Below are 22,999 nucleotides of genomic sequence, written 5' to 3' on the forward strand. Positions count from 1 at the left end.
TTTGTTGTTTTTGCATTACAAGCTGCCATACCCGTTCCAGCGCAAATACACCAGTACCGCGAAACAGCATCCGAAAGCCACCATCGCCCAGTAATCGATTCGCTTCATCTTCATTTCTTTGAGTGCCGTCCAATGCGCGCTTGCCCCATAGCCACGGTTCAGCATCGAAATAGCCAATTGCTCGGACATGCGGAGTGAGTCGACGATCAACGGCACCATCACCGGCAAGTAATTGTAAATTTGCGCAAAGATGTTGTTTTGCGAAAACTTGGCCCCGCGTGCCCGCTGCGCCGCAAACACCTGATCTACCTTTTTTTGCATGGTCGGAATGAACCGGATGCTCGTGACGATGACAAAGGTGAGCGGCTGTGGAAACCGGAGCTTGCGCATCAGCTGGATGAACTGGTCCAGCGGGGTGGTGAAAGTCAGCACCGAAGTGATTAGCACCATGGAATAGATTCGCAGCATCAACGTAATGCCAAACATCATGCCGCCCATGACAAACGGCAGCTTTTGTCCCAACCATCCGTAAAACATCACCTTGTTGGCCCATTGGTTTTCAAAGCTGCCCGCCGGATACGTAAACCCCGACATGAACACGATAATGACCATTATGGGCAAAATCGGCTTCAGCAGCTTGAAGACCCGCTCGGTCGGAATCCGGATATAGCGCATCAAAAATGTAGCGAAACAGGCAAACAGCAAATTATAAAACGGATCCACGAAAAAGAAGAGAAAAACCGTCAAGATGCAAAACGCTACGACTTTTGGCCGCACATCCAAACGATGGATCAGCGTGCTCCCTGGAAAATACTCAAGCATCTCTTCCCATTCCCTTCACGATCGCTTTAACCAGAGCCCTCTCCCCGCCCGGCTGCGGAACGAATCCACTCATCGCGGCAAGCTCGCTTTCCAGCTGTACAAGCTGTGTCGGCTTGATGTTGGCTGCCTTCAAAATGGCAGGGTCCTCGAATGCGTGCCACGGCTTGCAATCTTTCAAAATTCGTCCTTGTCCCATGATCAGGACGCGTTTGGCGTGCTCGGTCACGATCTGCATGTTGTGGGTAATCAAAATGATGGTATGCCCGCGCTCATGCAGCTTGCCAATCAGCTCCAACATACTCTGCGTGCCGCGCCAGTCCTGACCGGTTGTCGGTTCGTCGATAATTAGAATCTGCGGCTCCAATGCCAGGATGGTCGCGACAGCTAGTCGTTGACGAAGCCCTTTCCCCAAAGAGAACGGGTGCCGTTCGCTGTACGCGTCCAAACCGACGAACGCTAAGACCTCTAGCGCTTTTTCCTTTTGCTCGCTTTCTGAAAATCCTTGTATCCGCAGGCCGTACATCACTTCCTCCAGCACGGACGCCGAAAAAATCTGATGGTCCGGGTTTTGAAAGACATAACCGATGTGTCGTGCCAAATCGGCTGTGTCCTTGCCCGCGATGCTTTCCCCCTGAAACAGGATGCTGCCACCTGTTGGCGTGAGCAGTCGATTGAAATGTTTGCAGAGCGTTGATTTGCCTGCCCCGTTTTGCCCGATGATCGCGATATAATCTCCGGCATACACATCCAGGTCAATACCTTTTAAAGCCTGATGGCCGTTATGATACGTATGAGTCAAGTTGTTGATGGAGAGAATCGGCGCTTCATCACGGCGCTCACCTACAGCAGCCGCATCGAACTGCGCCGCAGCCAAAAACGGCTCATGTCCTTCTCTGTCGACCGCTCGCCCCTGCTCTTTTTGCTCGTTCGCAAGCAAGCGTGCTGCCATCTCCTGTACGGTGCGCGGACACGCGTCCCCGAGGCCAATGCCCTGCTTTCTGAATTCCCAGAACAGTGTGGCGATACCCGGAGGCCGCAGCTGAAAACGGCGGACGCTCTCCTCGTCCGCGAACAGCATCTGCGGCTCGCCGCGCCAGACGATTTTTCCTTCTTGAAGCACGACCACCGCATCGGCATGCGCTAGTACCCGTTCTGATTCATGCTCGGCCAAAATAATCGTCATGCCGTGCTCATGCTTCAGGCTGTCAACAATTTCAAAAATGGCGTCTTTCCCCTCAGGATCGAGCTCGGACGTCGGCTCATCCAATGCCAGAATCGAGGGTCCGATGGCAAGCACACCAGCCACCGCCAAACGCTGTTTTTCGCCTCCCGACAAAAACTCCGTGGATCGCTCGTGAAAATGCGCCAATCCAACCCGTTCGAGTGCGGTATCCACGCGCCTGTGAATCTCGTCGAGCGGTACGCCCAGGTTGCTCGGCCCAAAGGCAGCATCTTCCCAAACCGTCAGGCCGAAAATTTGCGTGTCGGGGTCCTGCAGGACAAGCCCGATCTCCTGAATCAAATTTTGCACCGGAACTTGCTGCGTCGAGTAGCCCGCAATCGTGACCTCTCCGTGGAATTCCCCCTCTAAAAATTGGGGGATCAACCCGTTGAGCGTCATCAAGAGCGAGGTTTTCCCTGCTCCCGTCTCCCCCATCACGGCGATGAAAGAGCCGCGGCGAATCTCCAATTGAATCTGATCCAGACTTGGCGCTTGAGCCTTGTCATACGTATAGGTCAACTGCTCCACCTTGACTGCTGGCTGATCCTGCATTGCGTCTCCCCCTTTTTGACAGAAGCAGCATGTCTTCCTAGTCCTTCCTCAGTTCAGGTGCGAGATTGAAGCGTTCCAATCACCTCAAGCGGCGACTGAATTTGTGCGGCGAGCGTGGCGACCGACTCCGATTTGACAACAAACAGGACGCAGGTGGAAGGTCCCCCTGACTGGTCCAGCGCAACGCGAGCGCTTTCGTTTTCAATGAAGGAAAGTCCTGCATAAAGCGCCAGCTGGTTCGCCTCGTACCGCAAGCCTTTCGATCCGACCGGCAGCATATCTCCGATTGCTGGCTGGTTTCGCAGCTTGATCAAATCTTCAATCCTGAGAATGTCGGGATCATCCAAACGGACTTCATGCTGCGGCGCGCTTTTCGGAATGCCTGCGCAGACAACGACGTCTCCCGCTTGCGCTTTTCCCGGATAAAAGGATGCCTTGTCGACCAAACCGAGCACCGTTATGCCGATGCCGGTCTGCCGAGTCGGCACATTATCCTCCGTGCTTCCAGTGAACTGATCGTCTGACAGCAGTCCTGCCCGCGCTGCGTACGCCTTGATCGACCGAATCAGCTTTTCTCCGGTTCCATCCATTTCGACGGAGAGGCAGTCAACCACAAGCATCGGCACAGCCCCGCTCGCGATGAGCTCAAACAAAGGAACGCGAACGGCAAACGCACCGAGCACTTCCTCCGGCACCTGCACTACGTCCAGCTCCTTCGTGCCAATCCCGCCGTCCGAGTCGCAAGCGACGACCATGTATTGTGTTTCATTGATATCAATAACTGTCAAATCGCGCACCTTTTGCAAATGGGCGAGCGGATTTGATATGTACGGAATGCTCATACAACCACCTTCTTCTCAAAAGCTACGGGGTGACCTTTTGCGTGCTCTTGCTGTTAGACCATGTTGCTTTTTTTGACAATCTTGTAAGCGATGGCTGAGATGATAATGTTGATGGCTGAACCTACGGTAAGCGGAAGTAGTAAGCTGAGAAAAAGTCCAACTCCCCCAATTGGAATAAAGAGGGCGGGAGCGATAACCCCGTTGCAAATAACCGCGGCGATAACGCCGACCCACAGGTTGACTTTACGTGCAACCAGCCAGAAAAGAATGGCCCAAACCGCCTGCTGCAAAGCGACAAACAAATGGAGAGGCAGCCCCATCGGAAATCCGGTGGTAGCAGCTGTAAACAGATGGCCAACGCCTCCCACAATCGCCCCATCAATCGGTCCGAAAGCGACCGCAGCGAAAAAGCCGGGCGCAGAATCGAGCGCCACTGTCCCCGTTGGCGACGGGATTTTGATGAAACCTCCTACCGCGCTCAGCGCAATCACGATCGCAAGACGCGCGACCCTGCGCGGTGTCCAAAAACCTTTTTTGACCGACGGCATCTTTTGGTTCACATTCATTTGTGCCATCATTCAATCCCCTTTCCATCTATTTGATTGACAAACATGAATTTGTCACCCCGTATCATGGTTTCCACATACTCGACCGGACGGTTCACCTGTTCGGCATACATGGTCCGGCACAGCAAAAAGCACGGCTGGCCGACGGGAATTTGCAAAAGCTCGGCGTTCACATCGTCAGCGACGATCGCCTGGATCGTCTCTTTGCCTGCCTTCATCACCATGCCTGCGGATTGCGCCAAATGGTGGTACAGCGAGCTAACGTTCAAATCGGCAGACAAAATCGGATAGCACAGGTTGAATGGCAAATACGAAATCTGGTGCGAAATCGGATATTCGTTGACATACCGGATACGTTCGATTCGTATCACGCTCGTCTCGCCTTCTTCGATCTCTAGCTTTTTGGCAATCTGCTCGGTCGGACGCGTCACGACCTGGCCAAGCATTTTGCTGTGCGTCCGCTTTCCACTCAGCGCGATCTCGTCAGAAAAGCTTCCAGCCCCATGCATGCGGCCGGAGAGCTTCTGGTCCTTCACAAACGTCCCGTCGCCAAGACGCTTTTCCAGCAAGCCTTCCCTCACCAGCTCGTCCACCGCTTGTCTCACTGTCATTCTACTGACCCCAAACCATTCCGCCAAGTCCCGTTCAGGCGGGATCGTCTCCTGCTCGAGGACGATGCCTTTTTCGATCAGGCCGCGGACTGCCTCACGAATTTGCAAGTATTTCGGGATTTTCGATGCAGGATTAAAATGCTTCAACAAAAATGGCTTCGTGCTCAATGGGAGCATCCTCCAGACATATAGAAGTCTAGACCAATTATACAATACAAATATTGCCACGAGTGGGATATTTCACAAAAATCCGACTGTTTTTTTCGTCATGTTTCGACTTTCACTTGCTCAAATAGAGCTTAATCATACAGGAGAACTCGGGCTTTCGCCAATACAAAAAGACCGATTGCCCAAATCGGTGGCAATCAGTCTTTATTTAATCGCTCGTCTGCTGTGTGTTTACGACGATTTCAATGCAGTTCGGCGCTGGCCAGCATTGATGCCCAATACTTCTTCCATCGTATAGAGCCCTGCTGTCTTGCTGGACAGCCATTTGGCTGCATAGAGCGCACCTTGGCCAAAAGCATTGCGACTGATCGATTCGTGCACAAGGCGAATCGTCTGGTTTTCCAGGCCAAAAATGATTTCGTGCTTGCCGACAATCCCACCCACGCGCACGGAATGTATATGCTCACGCTCGTTTAGGCCCAGTTGGTCGGCGATTCGCACCGCCGTCCCGGATATGTCTTTTTTGGTGGCAAAATGCTCTTCCACAATCTCAATATCGGCATGCGGGATAATCGTCTTCAGAAACTTGGACGCTTCCAGAAGAAAATTGATCCCGATCGTAATATTGGGCGAGTACAAGATGGCCGTCGAACGGCTAGCATGCTTCAATACATCCAACTGATAAGGGGAATAGTTGGAAATGGCGGAAACGATTCTGACCTTTGCGTGTGCAGCACTTGCATAGCAGTGGACAGAGTCTGCTGACGAAAAGTCAACCATGATATCCACCGGATGTTTTTTGAAAAAAGTCGCAAGGTCTACTTCCTGGATGGAATAGATGAGCCCTTGACGAGAGCCATGACCGAGAACCTCACTCGCATAGTTTCCGGAATGTTCTGTCGATGATTTCAACACCCATTCCAATCTGCTACCCGAATCCTTCAACAGCTCTTCTGCAACCGCTTTGCCCGTTTTTCCAAAGCCCATGAGTCCGATTCTCATATGCAAACTGCACCTCCTGATCAGATTTTTCAACGCTTCCCCACGACTTGTACCCAAATCATGGGAACCAACTTACAACCCATTATAACATAACAAGTTGTTTGTAAAAACATGTCTTGCGCACAAATTTTGAAAACGTTGCACGCTGGCGTGAGTTCAAGCCTTTTTCCCACATAAAAAATCCGCGCAATGATCATCCATGCGCGGATTTGTGTCTATTGAAGGTGGAAACTGTCAGCTGTTCGCTGCCCCTGAATTGTCCAATTGGCTGAAATATTGGATGGTTCTCTCCTCGACCTGTTCATCTCCGACCAGAATCAAGCCGTCCTGCACACGCAGGATCACGTGCGAGCCCGGGGAAATCGTCAGTTCAGAACCGCGGCGCAGCGCGATTAGCGTTGCTTGCGTATGCTGCCACAGCTTGATGTCTGCAATGCTTTTGCCGATGACATGCGCCCCCGGCGGAATGGTCACCTCGATCGGATGGAACGGCGCCAAGTTGCGCAGTCGGTCGGAAAAGTGGATCAGGCTGGATACGACCTCCTCCAGCTTCCGGTCCAGCTCGCGCTTTTCCTGCAGCAATAGCTCCAGCTCCTCCCGGTACGAGGAAACGGATTTCATATACTGATATTTGTTCAAATACTCGCTCGCAAGCTTTTGCGATGTAACCGAAACTTCTTTGCCTTGCGACACCTCAACGATTTGTTCCGCCTTCAGCAAACCGATCGCTTTGCGAATGGTTTCCGGTGAAACGTGATAATGACTGGCCAGCAAGGTGCGGCCTGATATTTTTGCTCCCTCGGCGATCTCTCCGCTTACGATGCGTTGAGCCATGTCCAAGGCGATCGATTGATATATGGGAATCTCCGACATTCTTTCTTCTCCCGGCCTTTCTACAGAAGCAGTTTTACGATTATTTCCTCCATTCTACTGCATGCATCCATTCGGAAGCCAGCTTCTTTTGAAAAGGAAACCAACACAAACAATGAACAGCTGATTCTCCATTGTAGATGACAAAATACCCAGCCGGTTCATAGCTGGGTATTTTCACGTGTGAGGCATGCTGGGAAAAAACGACATGCCCGCACCAAAATATGTACTTGTGCCGCTGCACTGCTCTTATTGCCATTATGAATTCGGTGGTGTGGACTCAAGTCCGTAAGAATCTGCGCCCTTGTCTGCGGGTTCCGGTGGCAGTGATAAAATGAGCATGCGCGATAATAGCTGGTTTCGCTGGTTGTCCAGCTCAATCTTCCGCTTCATGAAACGCAGTACGCATATGATGAAATAGATCGCCAGCACATAGCCTGCAAGCGTAACCAATAATGGAACAAACATGAACAATCCCGCTGGTAAGCTCGTCATTTCAAACAACCTTTCTCCTTCTTTTCATACCCCATTTTGCAACTTTATCATTTTTCTGGAAAAATGTCATTTTTTTCATATTTTGTTATGAAACAAAATTACACAAAACCGGATGTACAAAAGAAGGAAAAGAAAGGCGGGTTCAAGCCTTGCGGTGCCTGCATTTTTCGACCATCAGAAAAATAAGACGAGCATCGAACGGAAACGTTGCACTGGAATTTATGGGTAGCGCTCATAAATTTTCCAACAATTGATCGTTTACGGTCAATTCAGGAGTGTGGTACCTTCATACCTAGCCAAAACTTCCCACACCGGAAGTGCGGGGGACGCTTTAACTCGCTGGAATCTAAACAGCGATTGGGGTGAATCGCGTAAGCGTAGGGTTGACTCCTCAACCCGAATCCGACAACTAACCTCGCAGGCAGTCGAAAGGAGCGAATTTGTTTTGAAGAAATTGCTTTCCCTACGTTCACTCGTGTCGGTCACGATGAGTCTTTTTCTGATGGGCATGTCGGCACAGGCATTTGCCGCGACTTATCAGATTAAAGAGAACGACACGTTTGACAGCATCTCCAAGCAGCACGACATTCCGCTGCAATTGGTGCTTGAGGCAAACAAGGGCGTTGACCCGCTGAATCTGCAAGTAGGACAAGCCGTCCAGCTGCCGATCCAACCTGCCGTAAAAGCCGCTGCCACCCCTGCTCCCGCAATGGAAAAGGTCGTGAAAGCCGCAAATGGCAAAGAGCATGCCTTTACTCGGCAATTGAGTGTCGTTGCCACTGCCTATACCGCTTCACCTTCTGAAAACGGCCAGTGGGCCGGGCTTGATTACCTCGGCAATAAGCTCAAGGTTGGCACCATTGCAGTCGATCCGTCCGTGATCCCGCTTGGGTCTACTGTGTACGTGAAAGGCTACAAATACGGTTCTCTGCCTGGAACCGGCATGATCTGCCGTGCAACTGACATCGGCGGAGCCATCAAAGGGAACCGCGTAGACATTTTCGTACCTGGTTCAGATGCCAGCAACTTTGGAATGCAAAATGTTCAGCTCTTTGTCCTGAAATAATGCAGGAACGAAATCCGCCCCTTTTAAGGAGCGGATTTTTTTTACTACGCAAAAAAGCTTGGCGGAGCCAGGTTTTCTAATCCCAATAGGCGGACATCAGATCGACTGACCAGGCGGGCTGTTTAACCTCGCCCCTCGGCAAAAATTCCTTCATCACCGGCTTGATGTCGATGACGGGCGTACCATCGATCGCGTCCAGCCCTGTTACTGTCAGACTGCGTCCGTTGCGCTTTAGGCAGGCTTAGTGTATTGATTCAGAATGTCACGTATGGCTGCATCGATCATCTGGGCAGTTACATGTCGGCGGTTTACAAATGAGAGCATATGGGGTGTAACTAAACTTCGCATATGTTTGGATGTTTGGGCTGGCCCAAGATTGCACCCGTATCCATCGGTAATCCGATCAGGAAAATGTCCCATGCGTTCGCGCAGGTGTGAGTTATAACGTAAATTGAGACTGTTTATAAGATAGTTTGAGACTGTTTATCTCGGACATTCCGTCGCGGGCAGAGGAAACGGTCGGGGCCGAGATGGCAGCAAGCTGGCACCGGAATAGGAAATTTCCGGTACCAGCTTGCTGGTGTTCTTAATGTGATGAAGAGCCAATGAGTTGCTCGGCAATGCTTTTGGAAAGAGGCAACGTATTAATTTCAGAAGGCATCGCATTGATATTAAGGGTTTGTACATAATCCCCGCCGCGAGTTCCACCTGCGAACGTTGCGAATCCTGGAAAGTTGCCGCCATGCCCCCAAATCGTAATACCATTCGTCAGCTTTGTTCCAAGGATCCCCAAGCCGTATTCACCTACTGGAGTTTCAACCCCAGTTAACATCTGATCTAAAGTAGCTGGTTTTAATAGCTTGCCACTAAGTATAGCACTGAAGAATGTATTCATATCATCCGCTGTGGAGATCATAGATCCCGCAGCATCTGCCCAAGAGGGATTCATTTCGGTTCTGTCTATGAATTGACCGTCGAGTACGAAGTATCCTCGTGCATGTTCACCTGGAATAAACGAGTAGTCGTCGGGTACATAAGTGCTCGTTAGCTTAAGGGGAGCTATGAAACGTTTCCTAATATGTTCCCCGTATGTTTCTCCAGTAGCCTTCTTAATAATCATCCCTGCCAGTACCGAATTCGTATTGGAATAAACCCATTTCTCTCCAGGCTTAGAGGTTGCCTTCATTTTCAGTCCAGTACGAACTAATTCGTCAGCAGTAAAGGAATGTAACGGGTTTGGGAGTAATTTATCGAGAATATCCTTGTGTTCTGAATAGTCAGGAATACCGCTTGTTTGGTTTAATAGTTGCCGAATCGTGATATGATCCCCTTCATATTCAGTACCCTTAACAACATCAGGCAGCCATTTTTCTATCGTGTCATCCAGGTTCAGTTTTTGTTCATCAACAAGCTGAAGAACGACCATTGCAGTAAACGTCTTTGTTAGACTACCGATCCGGAAAGTAAAGTTCGTCTTAACCGGGTCAGTACCGTAAATGCTTGCTTCACCGGAAGCATATGCCCATTTTGATCCTTTGTTTGAGGAAGCTACAATTATGCCCGGTATATTTTGATGGTTAGCAGCTTCATCGATAAGTTGCTTGGCTTTGGTCTGCGAATCTTGACTGTAAGTAGTAACGAGGGGATCCGCCTGCTTTGCAAAACCAGTTCCTTGTAATGGCAGTAATAGAGTCGCGGTAATCATTGTCGATACAGTGCGCATAGAAATTTTGTTCATTTCGTTTCTCCTTTTGATTAAGTAATCGTATTATTCATTCATTTGTGATGGAGTGACCTTTTTGATATAGAAAAAGATGTCAAATGTCTTGCCGAATGCAGCGTCTACAAACAAAGGTACTTCAGGTCCCAATTTTGTTATTCCGGCAAAAAGAGGACGGGTTTCATCTAACCAAGTTTTCACCGAACCGCTTGCTTTGCGCAAGTCTACAAAAAATTGATCTTGTTTGACTTGTCCGAAGGTATAGTTAATACTATTGGGGTCATCGATTTTAACCGTTCCGTAAGGACCGAATTTGCCGCTTTCATTAATACCGTTATATGAACCTGAATGGATTGAAGTCCCGATGGATACGTATTTGTCGCCGTAATGTTTAGCCAAATGTTGTCCTGACATCTCCGGATATACGAATGGAAGAATATTGGTTTTGGATATATGTCCGTTATGACCCCATACAATGGTTTTCCCCCATTGTTCTTGTGTCCACTTCGCATTTTCATACATTGCAATATCATGTCTTAAGAAGAACTCCGGCTGTTCTTCAGCTGCAAACATATGAATAAATTGCTCGATAATACGGGCGCTATGCAATGCCCATGCGTAATCTTCTTTTTGCTTGCCGGTATTAGCTTTATTTTTTTCTAGCAGATCAATAATAGACCGGGCATTGGAAAGATGCTTTTCTTTCTCATCTTTGGGCAGTTCCGCAAAACTTTGCTCATCTTTTGTTGCGGGAATAAGCTCTTTCATTTTGCCATTTAATTGAGAAATCAAATTCGGATGATATTGTTGGATATAGTCCGAAATTTTGTTAAACACATGTTCATCTAATTTTTGTTGATCCATCCCGATTACACGTACTTTGTTGACATGTTTGGGATTGGCATTGTAGTCACGAATCCATTCCAACATCTGTGTCTCTTCTTTATTGTTAAACACGGGGCTGAGATTTTTGCTTGGATGCCCTTCACCTGTAAGAACATAGTGATCAAGCATCAATCCGTTCCCCCAGTTCTCTTCTAAGACAAGGTTTGTAAACCCCAATTCCGTAACCATATACTGTACGATACGGTGTTTCATTGTGAAGATTTCATGCATGCCATGAGAAGCTTCGCCTAAACCAACAATAGAAGCGGATCCTATCATCTCTTTAAGTGGTTGTAAATCTTCCAAAGAAGCACGAGGCTCTGTTGTTTTTAATTTGCTTGCATTCTTCTCCAGCCACTGTAATGGAGTCTGGTTGTCCTTCATGGTAGTTTCAAGTTTAGTTGCAGGCGTATTGCCCGAACTGGATGGTGTTGATGGGATTTCTTCTGTGGAACAACCGGCCAAACTTATACTACATATTATAGTAAGTGCCAGCCTCGTTAATAATTTCTTGTTCATTTTTTTCCTCCCCAGGGTTATTGTTTGACTTTCGTTGCGAAGCGATTTGTCTCCCCGAGTATTGCAAAATAATTGTCATACTGCCAAGATGCCATTATGTCACCATGATGCGTTTTTACTGTCATATGACGGCTTATCGCCCGATTAGGATGGGATTATGATTGCAAAGTAATTGTCATACTGCCAAGATGCCATACGGGTGCAATCTTGGGCCAGCCCAAACATCCAAACATATGCGAAGTTTAGTTACACCCCATATGCTCTCATTTGTAAACCGTTGACATGTAACTGCCCAGAAGATCGATGCAGCCATACGTGACATTCTGAATCAATACAATACACTAAGCCTGTCTAAACTATGGGGAGACGGGAAGACAGCTGCTGCAGACGGAACGAAGTTCGATTTGTACAAAGAAAATTTGTTATCTGAATATCATATTCGTAATGGTGAGTATGGCGGAATTGCTTATCATCATATTTCAGATACCTACATTGCTTTATTTAGTCACTTCATTCCCTGCGGAGTATGGGAAGCTGTCTACATAATAGATGGCCTACTAAAGAACAAATCAGACATCCAACCTGATACGTTGCACGCTGATACCCAAGGACAATCTACTCCTGTTTTCGCATTAGCGTACCTGTTAGGGATCAACCTAATGCCTAGAATTCGAAATTGGAAGGATCTCATATTTTTCAGGCTAAGTGAAGACACCGTATACGAACACATAGATCCACTATTCAGCGATACTGTGGATTGGGATTTACTTGAAACCCATTGGAAAGATCTCTTACAGGTAGTTCTGTCAATCAAGGAGGGTAAAATTCTACCGTCAACCTTACTTCGGAAACTTAGTAACGAGAGTAAGAAAAATCGACTCTATCAAGCATTTAGGGAATTAGGACGCGTTGTTCGGACCGTTTTCCTCCTGAAATACATTTCAGATATTACGTTACGTGAGCAAATAACGGCCAGTACAAATAAAGTGGAAGCATACAATGGATTTTCCAAGTGGCTCTTTTTTGGGGGAGATGGCGTGATCGCTGAGAATGATCCAGAAGAACAGGAAAAACGCATCAAGTACAACGATCTTGTAGCGAATGCAGTCATCTTTCAGAATGTTATAGATATTACCCTGATTTTACGGGACTTGATTAAAGAAGGGCAGACACTATTTAGGAATGATGTTGAAGCTCTGAGTCCTTATTTAACCAAGCATGTCAAACGATTTGGGGACTATATACTTGATTTAGAAAACATTCCGCAGCCACTTGAAGGAGCAATGTCAGTACCTATTTAATTGATGGGGTCATAGAAATGGTATTTTTCACCGTGCTATGACCCATTTTTACACGTATCTCGGCTGTACCCCATTCAAGCCCCTGTCGAGAAGGTATGGCGCTATTGGACCGAGCGGGATCACATCACGAAGTGGAATCAAGCGTCCGAGGACTGGCATGCGCCGAGAGCCGAAAACGATCTGCTGTTCGATAAAAATAAAGAATTAGACTAGAGTTATTGATTTGATGCGCGTTTTTTAAATTTAAAAATCGTCAGCTTTTGAAAAATGAGTTTTTATACGAAAATGAATACTTTATTTTTCAGTCTAGTACTTTATTTTCTTTGGACAGTGATTTCCGATTGCACGGCCCCCCAGTGGTCATCCTCTACGGCTGTGCGGGTGTTGCGGACAAACGCGATCGGTTGGATTTCGATCATGGGTTTCCTCTCCCTTCCTTTTCTTCAACTTCCGCTTCTATTTTACCAAATGTCCCCTCTACGCAGTTTCAATCTCTGCGACTCCCGTTCTGTTTTTGTAACGCGCCGTTTCTGCATCCACTAATTCTTTGTATACACGATTGTTCAGTAGCAGTTCTTCATGTGTTCCACGCTCCGCGACTCGTCCGTCCTTCATGACGTAAATGAGGTCAGCATTCGTAATTGTTGAAAGTCGATGAGCGATTACAATCGTTGTTTTTCCTTTTCTTATCTCGTCCATGTTGTGTTGGATCAACCGTTCGGTGTGCCTGTCCAAAGCTGACGTCGCTTCATCCAGAATGAGAATTTCGGGATTTCGGATTACAGCTCTTGCCATAGCAATCCGCTGTTTTTGTCCACCTGACAATGTGATTCCTCTTTCACCTATCGTCGTTTCATAGCCTTGTGGTAAATTCATGATATCATCATGAATACACATCAATCGGCAGACATGTTCGATCTGTTCTTGTGGAATATCCTTCAATCCCATCACCACATTTTCTCTAATGGTTAATGCAAATAAATAAGGTTCCTGAAATACGATCGTTGCCTTGTTTGCCCAGTCTTCTCGGCGAATCTGTTCCAGATCATTCCCATTAACAAAGATACTCCCTGAGTCAGGAGAAAAAAAGCGGATCAATAGATGAGCGATGGTCGACTTTCCGCTGCCACTTCCCCCTACTAAGGCAACTTTTTTTCCAATAGGAAAGACCATCTCGCATTCCTTCAAAACAGGAGCGGCGCTACCATCATAACGGTAAGTGATTGGCGAGCAGGAGAGGGACGTAACTGGTTCTTTTAAACGTACCATTCCGTCCAAAATCGTTCGCTCTTCTAGAAAATTTCTTACTCGATCGACGAATGCCATTTTTCCTGCAACATCAACGGAAAACTTGTAGGCTTTCTCAATCCCGATCATCAACTCCGAAGTTAATTGGTAAATGACAACAAAGAAACCTACAGACAAATCTCCCTGCAAAACTTGGTATCCGCCGATGGCAAGCGCTGTCATATAACTTCCCCACGTAATTGGATCTTTTGTGAGGAGTTGCTTCACCATCATTTTTCCTTCCGCCATAACGCTTTGGTAATAGCGTCCGAACACGTTCAAATACTTTTGGTGCTCCCACGCTTCCTGATGGTAGGCCACGACTTCTCTGGTAGATGCCACCCCTTCTTCCAAGCAAACGACGACCGCAGTCTTATCCTGCTGGATTTGTGCCACCATCTTTTTTTGTTTGCCACCGAATGTTCGTCCCATTTTCACAAGAAGAATGCTGAAGACAGTTACACCTACAAGAATGAATGGACTTGCGGTTCCAATAACAATGCTGACGATGCAAGCGTGAAAAATGTATTTGACAGCATCAGCGATATCTTCCCCGATTAATCTTGCCACTGCCGGAATCTCGTTGGTAAACAGCTCAACATATCGTCCCGTTCTCTCTTTGTGCAACTGGTCAATGGGTATGTGGTTTAGATGAGAAAGCGCCTGTTCTGTCAACCGTCTGCGAAAAAAACTATGTACACGCCCAAAAAGATACGGGCTAAAAACAAACAGCAGGGAATAGGCCACGTAGCAGATTCCAATTAAAATCAACATTTTCCAAAACAATGAAAATTGCTGCTTTACAAAAACCTCGTCGATGATTTGTTGCTGTAGCGTCAGTGTCGCGATGTACGTAACCGACTCCAAGAGCCAAAGAAGCATCGCAATGAAATAAAGTCCTTTGCACTCACTAATGTGCGACCAAATCCATTTCCAATTACGCATGGATAACCTCCTGACTGGCATCCTCTTTCGCGAGTTGATAAAATACTCCCTTTCGATCCATCAATTCATCATAAGTACCCGTTTCCGCGACTGTGCCATCATCCATAACGACGATTCGGTCGTAATTGCGAATGGTGCTCAGTCTGTGAGCTATCGTAATGATCGTGGCATGCTTGAGCTTATCCTGAAAGGCTTGAAGAACAAGCCGTTCCGATACGTTATCCAATGCGGATGTAGGCTCATCCAAGATTACGATTGGGGTCCTTCGCAGAAACATTCTCGCCAAAGACAGCCGTTGCTTTTGTCCTCCAGACAGCTTTACTCCACGTTCGCCCACCAATGTCTCATAGCCCTCGGGCAAATTCATGATCATCTCATGCAATTGTGCCGCACTGGCTGCCTCTCTTATTTCGTCTTCCGTGGCATCTGGTCGTGCAAATTGGATATTTTCGCGGATGGAAGAGCCGAACAAATAGACGTCTTGAAACACGATTGACATTGCAGTGCGTAGCGTGGCAAACGAATAGTCGGACACAGGCACCGAATCCAAACAGACTTGCCCTCGATCGGGATCATAAAATCGTCCAATCAATTTTACGAAAGTCGATTTTCCACAGCCGCTTTTCCCGACAATCGCCACTTTTTCGCCCGCGTGAATCGTTAACGTAACACCTTTTAACACTGGCTTCTTTCCTGGATACGAAAAATGAACGTCCTGGAGGGTGATTTGACCATAAACGGTTTCTGGCGCATAAGGATCGGAGCGCTCTGCTACAACTGGTGTGGCATGCATAAATTCGTACAGGTTTTTCACCTGATACATGAGAACTTTTTGTTCCGTGATCAGTGTGATCAGTGATGTCAAACGAAGCAAAGCATTGAAATAATAGAGCAAATACGCGACGAACTCACCTACCGTAAGGATCTGGTTCGAAATGGCGTAATAGCCATAAACAAACAAGATGATACAGCCGATGTAGTAGCTCAATCGTCTGATCGTTCCCCGCCAGTATGCGTACCAATAGCGCATCACGAAAAATTGGTTAACCTGATCCGTTGCATGCAATACTCGTTGCGAATCCCACTTTTGCGAAAAGGATGCGCGTAGTTCTGTTAACGCGGATATACTTTCATATGCTTTTTGACCAAACTCCCTTTGGCTATTCGCTAACTTTTGCGCTGTCCACGAGGCTCTTTTTTCAAAATAAGGTCCGACCAAGTAGTAAAGGAGAAAACAGGGAAGGAACATGAGCGTCAGTGAGAAGCTCAAGGAAAACATCAGCATAAAAGAAATGCACGTAAAAATCGTGTTTTGCAATAATTCCGGGAAGTATTGACGGTATAATTTCTGCAGTGCGGAAACTTCGCTATTGAGTAGTGTTAAAATAGCACCGGCTGAAGTGTTTTCATAGTAGGAGAACCCGAGGCGACGCAACTGCTGAAAAATAGAAAGCTGCAAATCACGTGCAGTATTTTCCTGAATCATTCGTTGGAAAATTTCTTTTCCTGAACTGGCGCCGAATTTGAAGGCTAATACGAGAAGAATCAAGAAAATTCCGATGACAAATTCACTGTGATCTTTTGCTGGATACGTTACATCAAGAAAATGTTGAACAAATTTCGGAATCATAAGCTCGCATATCGCTGCGATGAAGCCGCATATGCAAAGCAAAATCACCCCATTTTTGTAAGGTCGCATGAACGATAATGCCCATATGTATTGCTTCATTTTCACCCTATCGTTTTCATATGATTCCTGCACACTTTCATCCTCCTCCAACTCTCATACCACTACGGTTGACGGACAAGTTACCATTTTACCATAATTTAACGTTTTTTCGTCAATCCCCCTCCTCCACAAGCAAAAATTGACAAGCCAATCTCTGCCTGCTACACTCTTATCTCAAGAAAAACTTTTTTCTGGTAAATCGGTTATGAAAGGACCTGCAGATCTGCACTGTGGCTCAGAGAGTCGATCCTTGTCTGGAAGATCGATACGCAGATGGTCTGCTCCCCATCCTGGAACCGCCGGCGATGAGCCGTGACGGCTGCCCTTCCGTTATTAGGGTTCTTATGAGCGGATTGCATGTGCACATGCAGTCAATCAGGGTGGTACCGCGGGTTATTCGTCCTCGTCCCTTTCTTGGGACGGGGATTTTTTATTTGAGATAAGGGAGTGAATGGAAAGTGGCAGAGCAAAAAGGACAGGTACGGCATATTACACCGCAGTCGGAAGACTTCTCACGCTGGTATTTGGATACGATTCGCAAGGCAGACCTGATGGACTACACGCCGGTTCGCGGCTGCATTGTGTTCAAGCCGGACGGTTTCGAGCTATGGGAGCACATCCAGGAAGCGATGGACAAACGCTTCAAGGAAACAGGCCACCGGAACGCCTATTTCCCGATGCTGATTCCCGAGTCGTTTTTCCAAAAAGAGAAGGAGCATATCGAAGGCTTCAATCCCGAGCTGCCGTGGGTGACGGAAGCTGGCGGCGAACCGCTGGAGGAAAAGCTGGCTCTGCGTCCGACATCGGAGACGATCATCGGCCACATGTACAGCCAATGGATTCAAAGCTACCGGGACTTGCCTGTGCTGATTAATCAATGGGCCAACGTCTTCCGCTGGGAAAAACGGACCATGCCGTTTTTGCGTACGTCCGAGTTCCTTTGGCAGGAAGGACACACCGCCCACGCAACCGAAGAGGAAGCGCGCCAGGAAACGATGCAGATGCTGGAAATTTATCGTGAGGTTGTCGAGGAAGTGCTCGCAATTCCGGTATGGAAGGGACAGAAAACGCCTAGCGAGCGATTTGCCGGAGCGGTCGATACTTATTCCATCGAGGCAATGATGAAGGATGGTAAGGCGGTTCAGGCGGGCACGTCCCATTACTTGGGCGAAAACTTTTCCCGCGGGTTCGAGATCAAGTTCCTCGATCGCGACAACCAGTTCAAATACGTGCATACCACCTCTTGGGGCTCCTCGACTCGCCTGATCGGCTCATTGATCATGGTGCACGGGGACGATCGCGGTCTTGCGCTGCCGCCGCGTGTCGCACCGATTCAACTGGTCATGATTCCAGTTGGCCCTGCCAAGCTGCAAGCCAAAGTCATGGAGACGTTCGATCCGTTGTTCGACGCAATCAAGCAGGCGGGCGTCCGCGTCAAAACCGACCTGCGGGAAGAAACGCCGGGCTGGAAGTTCAATGAATGGGAGATGCGCGGGGTGCCGATCCGTCTTGAGCTCGGTCCGCGCGATGTCGACAACAACCAGGTCATCCTGGCCCGACGTGATACCGGTGAAAAAATCACGGTGGCATTGGATCAGGCAGTGGATACGATCAAGCAGCTGCTCGTCGACATTCAAAACAACATGTTCCAAAAAGCGTTGGCGTTCCGCGATGCCCATTCGCATCTGGATGTCGATTCGCTCGATCAGCTAAATGAATTGATCAGCCGAACCGAGCAAGAAGGGCAGCCATCTGGATGGGTGCTGGCAGGCTGGTGCGGCACGAATGAGTGCGAGGCGAAAGTGAAGGAGGAAACCAAATTCACGTCGCGAAACATTCCATTTGAGCCACCTGCAGTGAAAGAAACGTGCATATGCTGTGGGCAGGCGGCGAAACAGACCGTCTGGTTTGCCCGGGCGTATTGATGATGTAAGCAAAAAGGAGGCGCGAGATGTGCCTCCTTTTTTGCGTCCGCATTCACTTCTTCAAATAATAAGGCACCATCGCGATCTTTACATTTTCTTTGGCGAACAAATACGCGCGCAAGAACAGGCTGGTCTGGTTGTGCAGCAGGTTTTGCCACCAGTGGCGTGTGACGAAATAGGGGATCATGATCGTGACGTGATCGGTTTCCGCTGTTTTCCATTCCACTGTATCAATGAACTTGGTCAGCGGTTTGACGATGCTGCGGTAATGCGAGCGTAGTACAATCAAGCGGACGCCCGGATTCCATTCGTCCCAGCGCTTCTCCATCCGATGCAACGATTCGTCGTCAAAACCGACATAGACCGCGATGATGTTATCGGACAACGACTGGGCGTAGCTTATTGTATTACGTACTACCTGCGTGATTCCCCCGACCGGGATGACAATGACGCTGCCCTTCTTGCTCGGCTTCTCATGATCAATATCGAGGCGCAGCTCGTCGGCCAATGCGTGGTAATGCTGGTTGATTTTTTTGAAAATGAAAATGACCGCAGGCAGGAACAAAAAGATCATCCACACTTGGGAGAACTTGGTGATCAAAAAGATAAGCGTAATCGTCAAGGTGGTCAGCATTCCGACCGTATTGATCAAAAACGGCACGATCCAGCCGGACGGCTTTTTGACGATCCATCGTTTCATCATGCCCGCCTGCGAGAGCGTAAACGGAATGAACACCCCTACGGCATACAGCGGAATCAGGCTCTCCGTCTCGCCCTTTGAGGCAATGATCAGCAACCCTGATAGTACACCAAGGACGATGATCCCGTTGGAAAAGCCAAGCCGATCGCCCCTGACCATAAACATGTTGGGCATGAAGCGGTCGCTCGCCAGCATGAATGCCAAGAGCGGAAAGGCTGCAAACGCGGTATTCGCGGCCAAAAACAGGATCAGCGCCGTCACCGCCTGGATGAAGTAATAAATGATGCCGCGGCCAAACGTTGCCGAGGCAATTTGCGACACGACGGTTTCATTCGGCTTGGGCGCGATTCCAAACCCGTATGCGAGCAAGCTGATCCCGATAAACATTGCGCCCAGTATGCCTCCCATAATCACCAACGTCTTGGCGGCATTTTTTTCGGCAGGCGCCATGAAATTGGGGATCGCGTTGGATACCGCCTCGACTCCGGTTAACGCAGAGCACCCAGAGCTGAACGCCTTCAGCAGCAAAAACAGCGACATGCCGGAGACAACGGTGCCGATGGCTGGTGGAGTCGCATGGATATTTCCGGCCATATATTGCACCGCACCGCCAATGATCAGCAGAAAAACAGCCAAAACGAACAAATAGACCGGATACATCAAAATGGAAGCCGACTCGGTGATGCCGCGTAAATTGAGCAGCGTGATGACGATGATCATGAACAGCGAGATGAAGACCCGATGACCATGCAAGGAAGGAAAAGCGGACGTGATCGCATCCGTTCCTGCCGACGAGCTGACGGCGACGGTCAAAATATAATCGACCAAAAGCGAGCCGCCCGCCACTAAGCCAAACGGCACACCTAGATTATCTTTGGCGACGATATACGCCCCTCCCCCCATCGGGTAGGCGTAGATCGTCTGCCGATAGGACAGAATCAAGATTGTCAAAAGGCCGAGCACTGCAATCGAAATTGGCAAGGAGTACCAGAGTGCAGCCGCCCCCACTGTCACCAAGACGAGCAAAATTTGTTCCGTTCCATATGCGACCGAGGAAAGCGCGTCTGAAGACAGGACCGCTAACGCCTTCAGCTTGGATAGCTTTTCTTCCGCTAACTCATGGGATTTCATCGGCCGTCCGATAAGCAATCGTTTTAGTTTCATGACCTCACAAGTCCTCCCCTGCATTTGTCAGAAAAGCCCCGATCCAGTTGTTCTGGCAAATGACGCATGAACCTACATTATCTGTATCTAGTTTGCACCTCGATGGTTCGGTTATGATATCCACTTTGTTCCGTTCCTGAGCGCCCAAATGGCTGCAACGAAAAAAAGTTAATGATAAAATCAGAAACATAGAGAGAAAAAATGCTCAGCATATGGAGGGGTATTGGGTGATTACGTTTCAAACGCTACTCGCATTTGTCTTGATTGTATTGAGTCTGTTTGTCATTCCGGGCCCAGCTGTCCTACTCACGGTGACGCGCAGCTTGCATAGCGGCCGCAAAGCTGGGATTTTGGCCGGACTCGGAATCGCCACCGGTGATTTGATTCATACGTTGTTTGCCGCTGTAGGGCTGTCAGCCATTTTGATGACGTCTGCGCTCGCCTTCAATATCGTCAAATTTGCAGGCGCGGCTTACTTGCTTTACCTTGGCATCCGGGCCATCATGGAGCGCCCTGCCGATCCTCAAATGCCGACCGTGCAAAAATTGACGCCGCTTGGTACCTATAGCCAAGCCATCTTGGTGGAAGTGCTGAATCCAAAAACCGCGCTTTTCTTTTTGGCGTTTTTACCGCAGTTCGTCCATCCGGAAAGCGGTGCGTCCTTCATGCAGTTCCTCTCCCTCGGTCTCATCTTTGTGCTGTTGAGCATCATCTATACGACGTTAATTGCGGTGACAGCACGCATGCTCGGCCAGCTGGTCAAGCGAATTTCGTGGCTTGGGCGATGGAGCGGTAAAATCGTCGGCGCGATATACATCGGTTTAGGCTTGAAAGTGGCACTCCAAAGCCGCTGATCTGTACAAAAAAACCGACAGGCTCGCAATCGCTGCCTGTCGGTTTTTTGCTGTTTCATTAGAGCTTATTTGACGATTTTGATGTCTTTCATATAGGCATTCCATGTCCAGAGCGGCGTTTCCGAGTAGCCGTCTACACCCTCTACCCCTTTTGTGGTCACCATGATCTGCTTCGGATGGTCGAGCATGATCCAAGGCGTCTCTTCTGCGATGATTTTCTCGGCTTGAATCATCAAGTCTGCCCGCTGGTTGTCATCGATCAGCTTGCTCTGCTCATCCAAAAGTTTGTCAAGCTCAGGATTGCGGTAGTTGGCATAGTTCGCCCCGCCCTCACCCACATAGGCGGAATGGAAAATCGGCACCAAATTGCCGGACGGATCAGGGAAATCCGAGCCCCAGTCGTTGGCAATGATATCATAGTCGCGCGCGCCGCCGAATCCGCGTGTGGTCAATTCCTCACCGGTCACCTTCTCAATCTCCAGATTGATACCCAACGGTTTGACCGCCGCTTGCAGTGCGAGCACTGAATTCATCTTTAGCGTGTCATTATCGGTCAAAATTTTGGCGCTAAAGCCGTTAGGCACGCTCGATTCGGCCAGCAGCTGCTTGGCTTTGTCCAGATTGTACGCGTAATCGGGCAGCTCTTTGTAAGCCACCTCCCACTTGTCTTTGGCAAACGTCCAAAGTGTCGGGGAAACAGGGACAGCGCGTGCCGGCATACCCATTCCACGGACGATCTGGTCCATGATCTTCTGCTTGTCGAGAGCGTAGTTCATCGCTTGCCGCACTTTCACGTCGTTGAACGGCTTGCGCTGGGTATTGAAGGCGATCACGTCATTGCGCAAACCATCTACCTTCTGGATATTCACATTGTCCATGCCTTCCACGACTTCCACCAAGTCGAGCGGCAGCCCGATCAGCATGTTGATCTGTCCCGTCTTCAATCCAGTCACGCGAGTCGTTCCTTCGGGGATGACTTTGTAGACGACTTTATCTAAGTAAGGGCCGCCCGTTTTATCCCAATAGTTCGTGTTTTTCTCGATGACGATTTCGCTTCCTGTTTTCCAGCTGACATACTTGAATGGGCCTGTGCCCAGTACGCCGCCATCCGGTTTGCCGAAATTGTCTTTATGCGCTTCGTAATATTTTTTGCTGATGACGTGGCCTGCCGGCGTTCCCATGACATAACGCCAGAGCGCGTCCGGCTTTTTCAGCGTCACTTTGACCGTCCATTCATCAGCCTTCTCGATTTTGTCCACATTTTCATACATCCAGCCCAGATAGGAGGCCGTTTTCGGGTCTCTGGTACGCTCCATGGAAAAAATAACATCGTCGATTGTCATTGGACTGCCATCGGAGAAGGTCACGTCCTTACGTAAATAATACAAATAGGTGACAGGGTCTTTGGCTTCCCAACGTTCCGCCAGGCTTGGGGCGAGCTGGGAGTTTTTATCATATTTCAGCAGCCCTTCCGTGATCTGATCTACGACCGCATCGGTCGACGGGTCATAGGCGAAAGCGGGGTCGACCGCAACGATATCGTAGCCGAGCCCGAACGTTAGCGTCCCTCCCATTCCGGCCGCTTTCGGCTGCTCTGCGCCTTCCGTCTTCGGCGCACTTTGCGGCGCATCTGCCGGTGTTTGGCTCGCACATCCCGCCGCGAGTACGAGACTTGCCATTATGGGACCGACCGTCCATCTTTTTAAAAGCCCTCTCATTCTAATCCCCCCATCTTATACTTGATGAATATATAT

The 22,999-nt window shown here is 48.7% G+C and carries 17 protein-coding genes, 4 pseudogenes and 1 riboswitch; of the genes and pseudogenes, 5 read left to right on the forward strand and 16 right to left on the reverse strand.

The genetic code is table 11. The features are described 5' to 3' along the window. Positions 1-15: 15 nt before the first annotated feature. From EDM56_RS23820 to EDM56_RS23855, 8 genes are all read right to left on the reverse strand, one after another. Complete coding sequence (locus EDM56_RS23820; protein ID WP_122920434.1) at positions 16-822, reverse strand: energy-coupling factor transporter transmembrane component T family protein; 807 nt, start codon at positions 820-822, stop codon at positions 16-18. Continuing rightward, the gene (locus EDM56_RS23825; RefSeq protein ID WP_122920435.1) at positions 815-2,596 is read right to left on the reverse strand and encodes an ABC transporter ATP-binding protein; all 1,782 of its coding nucleotides are present in this window, start codon (positions 2,594-2,596) and stop codon (positions 815-817) included. Before EDM56_RS23825 ends, EDM56_RS23820 begins: the two co-directional genes overlap by 8 nt. Positions 2,597-2,649: 53 nt before the next feature. After that, on the reverse strand, positions 2,650-3,438 hold the full coding sequence (locus tag EDM56_RS23830; protein ID WP_122920436.1) for an AIR synthase related protein: 789 nt from the start codon (positions 3,436-3,438) through the stop codon (positions 2,650-2,652). A gap of 53 nt (positions 3,439-3,491) precedes the next feature. Continuing rightward, positions 3,492-4,013: an ECF transporter S component gene (locus EDM56_RS23835; protein WP_221176000.1), complete on the reverse strand. Its 522-nt coding sequence runs from the start codon at positions 4,011-4,013 to the stop codon at positions 3,492-3,494. Then, positions 4,013-4,783 carry a GntR family transcriptional regulator gene (locus EDM56_RS23840; RefSeq protein WP_183192571.1) on the reverse strand — a complete coding sequence of 257 codons (771 nt, stop codon included), beginning with the start codon at positions 4,781-4,783 and terminating at the stop codon, positions 4,013-4,015. The genes EDM56_RS23835 and EDM56_RS23840 overlap by 1 nt, the downstream gene beginning before the upstream one ends. Positions 4,784-5,014: 231 nt before the next feature. Continuing rightward, positions 5,015-5,785 (reverse strand): 4-hydroxy-tetrahydrodipicolinate reductase, encoded by a 771-nt coding sequence (locus tag EDM56_RS23845; RefSeq protein WP_122920438.1) that lies wholly within the window; start codon positions 5,783-5,785, stop codon positions 5,015-5,017. A 234-nt stretch (positions 5,786-6,019) separates the two neighbouring features. Further along, positions 6,020-6,658, reverse strand: a complete 639-nt coding sequence (locus EDM56_RS23850; RefSeq protein WP_122920439.1) for a GntR family transcriptional regulator — start codon at positions 6,656-6,658, stop codon at positions 6,020-6,022. 255 nt (positions 6,659-6,913) lie between these two features. After that, positions 6,914-7,150, reverse strand: a complete 237-nt coding sequence (locus EDM56_RS23855) for a hypothetical protein (RefSeq protein WP_122920440.1) — start codon at positions 7,148-7,150, stop codon at positions 6,914-6,916. A 284-nt stretch (positions 7,151-7,434) separates the two neighbouring features. Further along, positions 7,435-7,589, forward strand: a riboswitch (cyclic di-AMP (ydaO/yuaA leader). A gap of 6 nt (positions 7,590-7,595) precedes the next feature. On the opposite strand from EDM56_RS23855, the gene EDM56_RS23860 reads away from it, so the two are divergent. Then, positions 7,596-8,216, forward strand: a complete 621-nt coding sequence (locus tag EDM56_RS23860; RefSeq protein WP_122920441.1) for a 3D domain-containing protein — start codon at positions 7,596-7,598, stop codon at positions 8,214-8,216. Between the two features lie 76 nt (positions 8,217-8,292). Here EDM56_RS23860 and EDM56_RS23865 read toward each other — a convergent pair. The 4 genes and pseudogenes from EDM56_RS23865 to EDM56_RS23880 form a co-directional block, all read right to left on the reverse strand. Then, a pseudogene (locus EDM56_RS23865) lies at positions 8,293-8,451 on the reverse strand (TrmO family methyltransferase domain-containing protein); the annotation flags it as partial. An 11-nt stretch (positions 8,452-8,462) separates the two neighbouring features. Beyond that, positions 8,463-8,603 (reverse strand): annotated as a pseudogene (locus tag EDM56_RS32115) (Tn3 family transposase); the annotation flags it as partial. A 199-nt stretch (positions 8,604-8,802) separates the two neighbouring features. Beyond that, positions 8,803-9,954 carry a serine hydrolase domain-containing protein gene (locus EDM56_RS23875; protein WP_122920443.1) on the reverse strand — a complete coding sequence of 384 codons (1,152 nt, stop codon included), beginning with the start codon at positions 9,952-9,954 and terminating at the stop codon, positions 8,803-8,805. Between the two features lie 30 nt (positions 9,955-9,984). Next, entirely contained in the window at positions 9,985-11,340 is a 1,356-nt protein-coding gene (locus EDM56_RS23880; protein WP_122920444.1) for an erythromycin esterase family protein, read from the reverse strand. A gap of 194 nt (positions 11,341-11,534) precedes the next feature. On the opposite strand from EDM56_RS23880, the pseudogene EDM56_RS23885 reads away from it, so the two are divergent. Beyond that, positions 11,535-12,641: pseudogene (locus EDM56_RS23885) on the forward strand (transposase); the annotation flags it as partial. Positions 12,642-12,704: 63 nt separating this feature from the next. Next, a pseudogene (locus EDM56_RS23890) lies at positions 12,705-12,824 on the forward strand (SRPBCC domain-containing protein); the annotation flags it as partial. Positions 12,825-13,118: 294 nt separating this feature from the next. On the opposite strand, the gene EDM56_RS23895 reads toward EDM56_RS23890, so the two are convergent. Then, on the reverse strand, positions 13,119-14,873 hold the full coding sequence (locus tag EDM56_RS23895; RefSeq protein WP_183192572.1) for an ABC transporter ATP-binding protein: 1,755 nt from the start codon (positions 14,871-14,873) through the stop codon (positions 13,119-13,121). Then, positions 14,866-16,635 (reverse strand): ABC transporter ATP-binding protein, encoded by a 1,770-nt coding sequence (locus EDM56_RS23900; RefSeq protein WP_122920446.1) that lies wholly within the window; start codon positions 16,633-16,635, stop codon positions 14,866-14,868. The genes EDM56_RS23895 and EDM56_RS23900 overlap by 8 nt, the downstream gene beginning before the upstream one ends. Before the next feature lie 425 nt (positions 16,636-17,060). On the opposite strand from EDM56_RS23900, the gene proS reads away from it, so the two are divergent. Beyond that, positions 17,061-18,527 (forward strand): proline--tRNA ligase, encoded by a 1,467-nt coding sequence (gene proS / locus EDM56_RS23905; protein WP_246009511.1) that lies wholly within the window; start codon positions 17,061-17,063, stop codon positions 18,525-18,527. 52 nt (positions 18,528-18,579) lie between these two features. Here the strand turns inward: proS and EDM56_RS23910 are convergent, their stop codons facing one another. Continuing rightward, the gene (locus tag EDM56_RS23910) at positions 18,580-20,391 is read right to left on the reverse strand and encodes an APC family permease (RefSeq protein ID WP_122920447.1); all 1,812 of its coding nucleotides are present in this window, start codon (positions 20,389-20,391) and stop codon (positions 18,580-18,582) included. A gap of 227 nt (positions 20,392-20,618) precedes the next feature. Here EDM56_RS23910 and EDM56_RS23915 point away from each other — a divergent pair, with 227 nt between their 5' ends. Further along, entirely contained in the window at positions 20,619-21,245 is a 627-nt protein-coding gene (locus tag EDM56_RS23915) for a LysE family translocator (protein ID WP_221176001.1), read from the forward strand. A gap of 65 nt (positions 21,246-21,310) precedes the next feature. On the opposite strand, the gene EDM56_RS23920 is transcribed toward EDM56_RS23915, so the two are convergent. Further along, on the reverse strand, positions 21,311-22,963 hold the full coding sequence (locus EDM56_RS23920; RefSeq protein ID WP_122920449.1) for an ABC transporter substrate-binding protein: 1,653 nt from the start codon (positions 22,961-22,963) through the stop codon (positions 21,311-21,313). Between the last annotated feature and the right edge of the window lie 36 nt (positions 22,964-22,999).

It is taken from the genome of Brevibacillus fluminis (assembly GCF_003710825.1).
GTDB lineage: Bacteria > Bacillota > Bacilli > Brevibacillales > Brevibacillaceae > Brevibacillus_D > Brevibacillus_D fluminis.

What these genes read in the sequence shown, in the direction of transcription:
- EDM56_RS23835 (WP_221176000.1), bottom strand. Translation starts at nt 4,013, where the DNA reads ATGGCACAAATGAATGTGAACCAAAAGATGCCGTCGGTCAAAAAAGGT.
- EDM56_RS23880 (WP_122920444.1), bottom strand. Translation starts at nt 11,340, where the DNA reads ATGAACAAGAAATTATTAACGAGGCTGGCACTTACTATAATATGTAGT.
- EDM56_RS23920 (WP_122920449.1), bottom strand. Translation starts at nt 22,963, where the DNA reads ATGAGAGGGCTTTTAAAAAGATGGACGGTCGGTCCCATAATGGCAAGT.
- EDM56_RS23875 (WP_122920443.1), bottom strand. Translation starts at nt 9,954, where the DNA reads ATGAACAAAATTTCTATGCGCACTGTATCGACAATGATTACCGCGACT.
- EDM56_RS23895 (WP_183192572.1), bottom strand. Translation starts at nt 14,873, where the DNA reads ATGCGTAATTGGAAATGGATTTGGTCGCACATTAGTGAGTGCAAAGGA.
- EDM56_RS23820 (WP_122920434.1), bottom strand. Translation starts at nt 822, where the DNA reads ATGCTTGAGTATTTTCCAGGGAGCACGCTGATCCATCGTTTGGATGTG.
- EDM56_RS23910 (WP_122920447.1), bottom strand. Translation starts at nt 20,391, where the DNA reads ATGAAACTAAAACGATTGCTTATCGGACGGCCGATGAAATCCCATGAG.
- EDM56_RS23855 (WP_122920440.1), bottom strand. Translation starts at nt 7,150, where the DNA reads ATGACGAGCTTACCAGCGGGATTGTTCATGTTTGTTCCATTATTGGTT.
- EDM56_RS23845 (WP_122920438.1), bottom strand. Translation starts at nt 5,785, where the DNA reads ATGAGAATCGGACTCATGGGCTTTGGAAAAACGGGCAAAGCGGTTGCA.
- EDM56_RS23825 (WP_122920435.1), bottom strand. Translation starts at nt 2,596, where the DNA reads ATGCAGGATCAGCCAGCAGTCAAGGTGGAGCAGTTGACCTATACGTAT.
- EDM56_RS23830 (WP_122920436.1), bottom strand. Translation starts at nt 3,438, where the DNA reads ATGAGCATTCCGTACATATCAAATCCGCTCGCCCATTTGCAAAAGGTG.
- EDM56_RS23850 (WP_122920439.1), bottom strand. Translation starts at nt 6,658, where the DNA reads ATGTCGGAGATTCCCATATATCAATCGATCGCCTTGGACATGGCTCAA.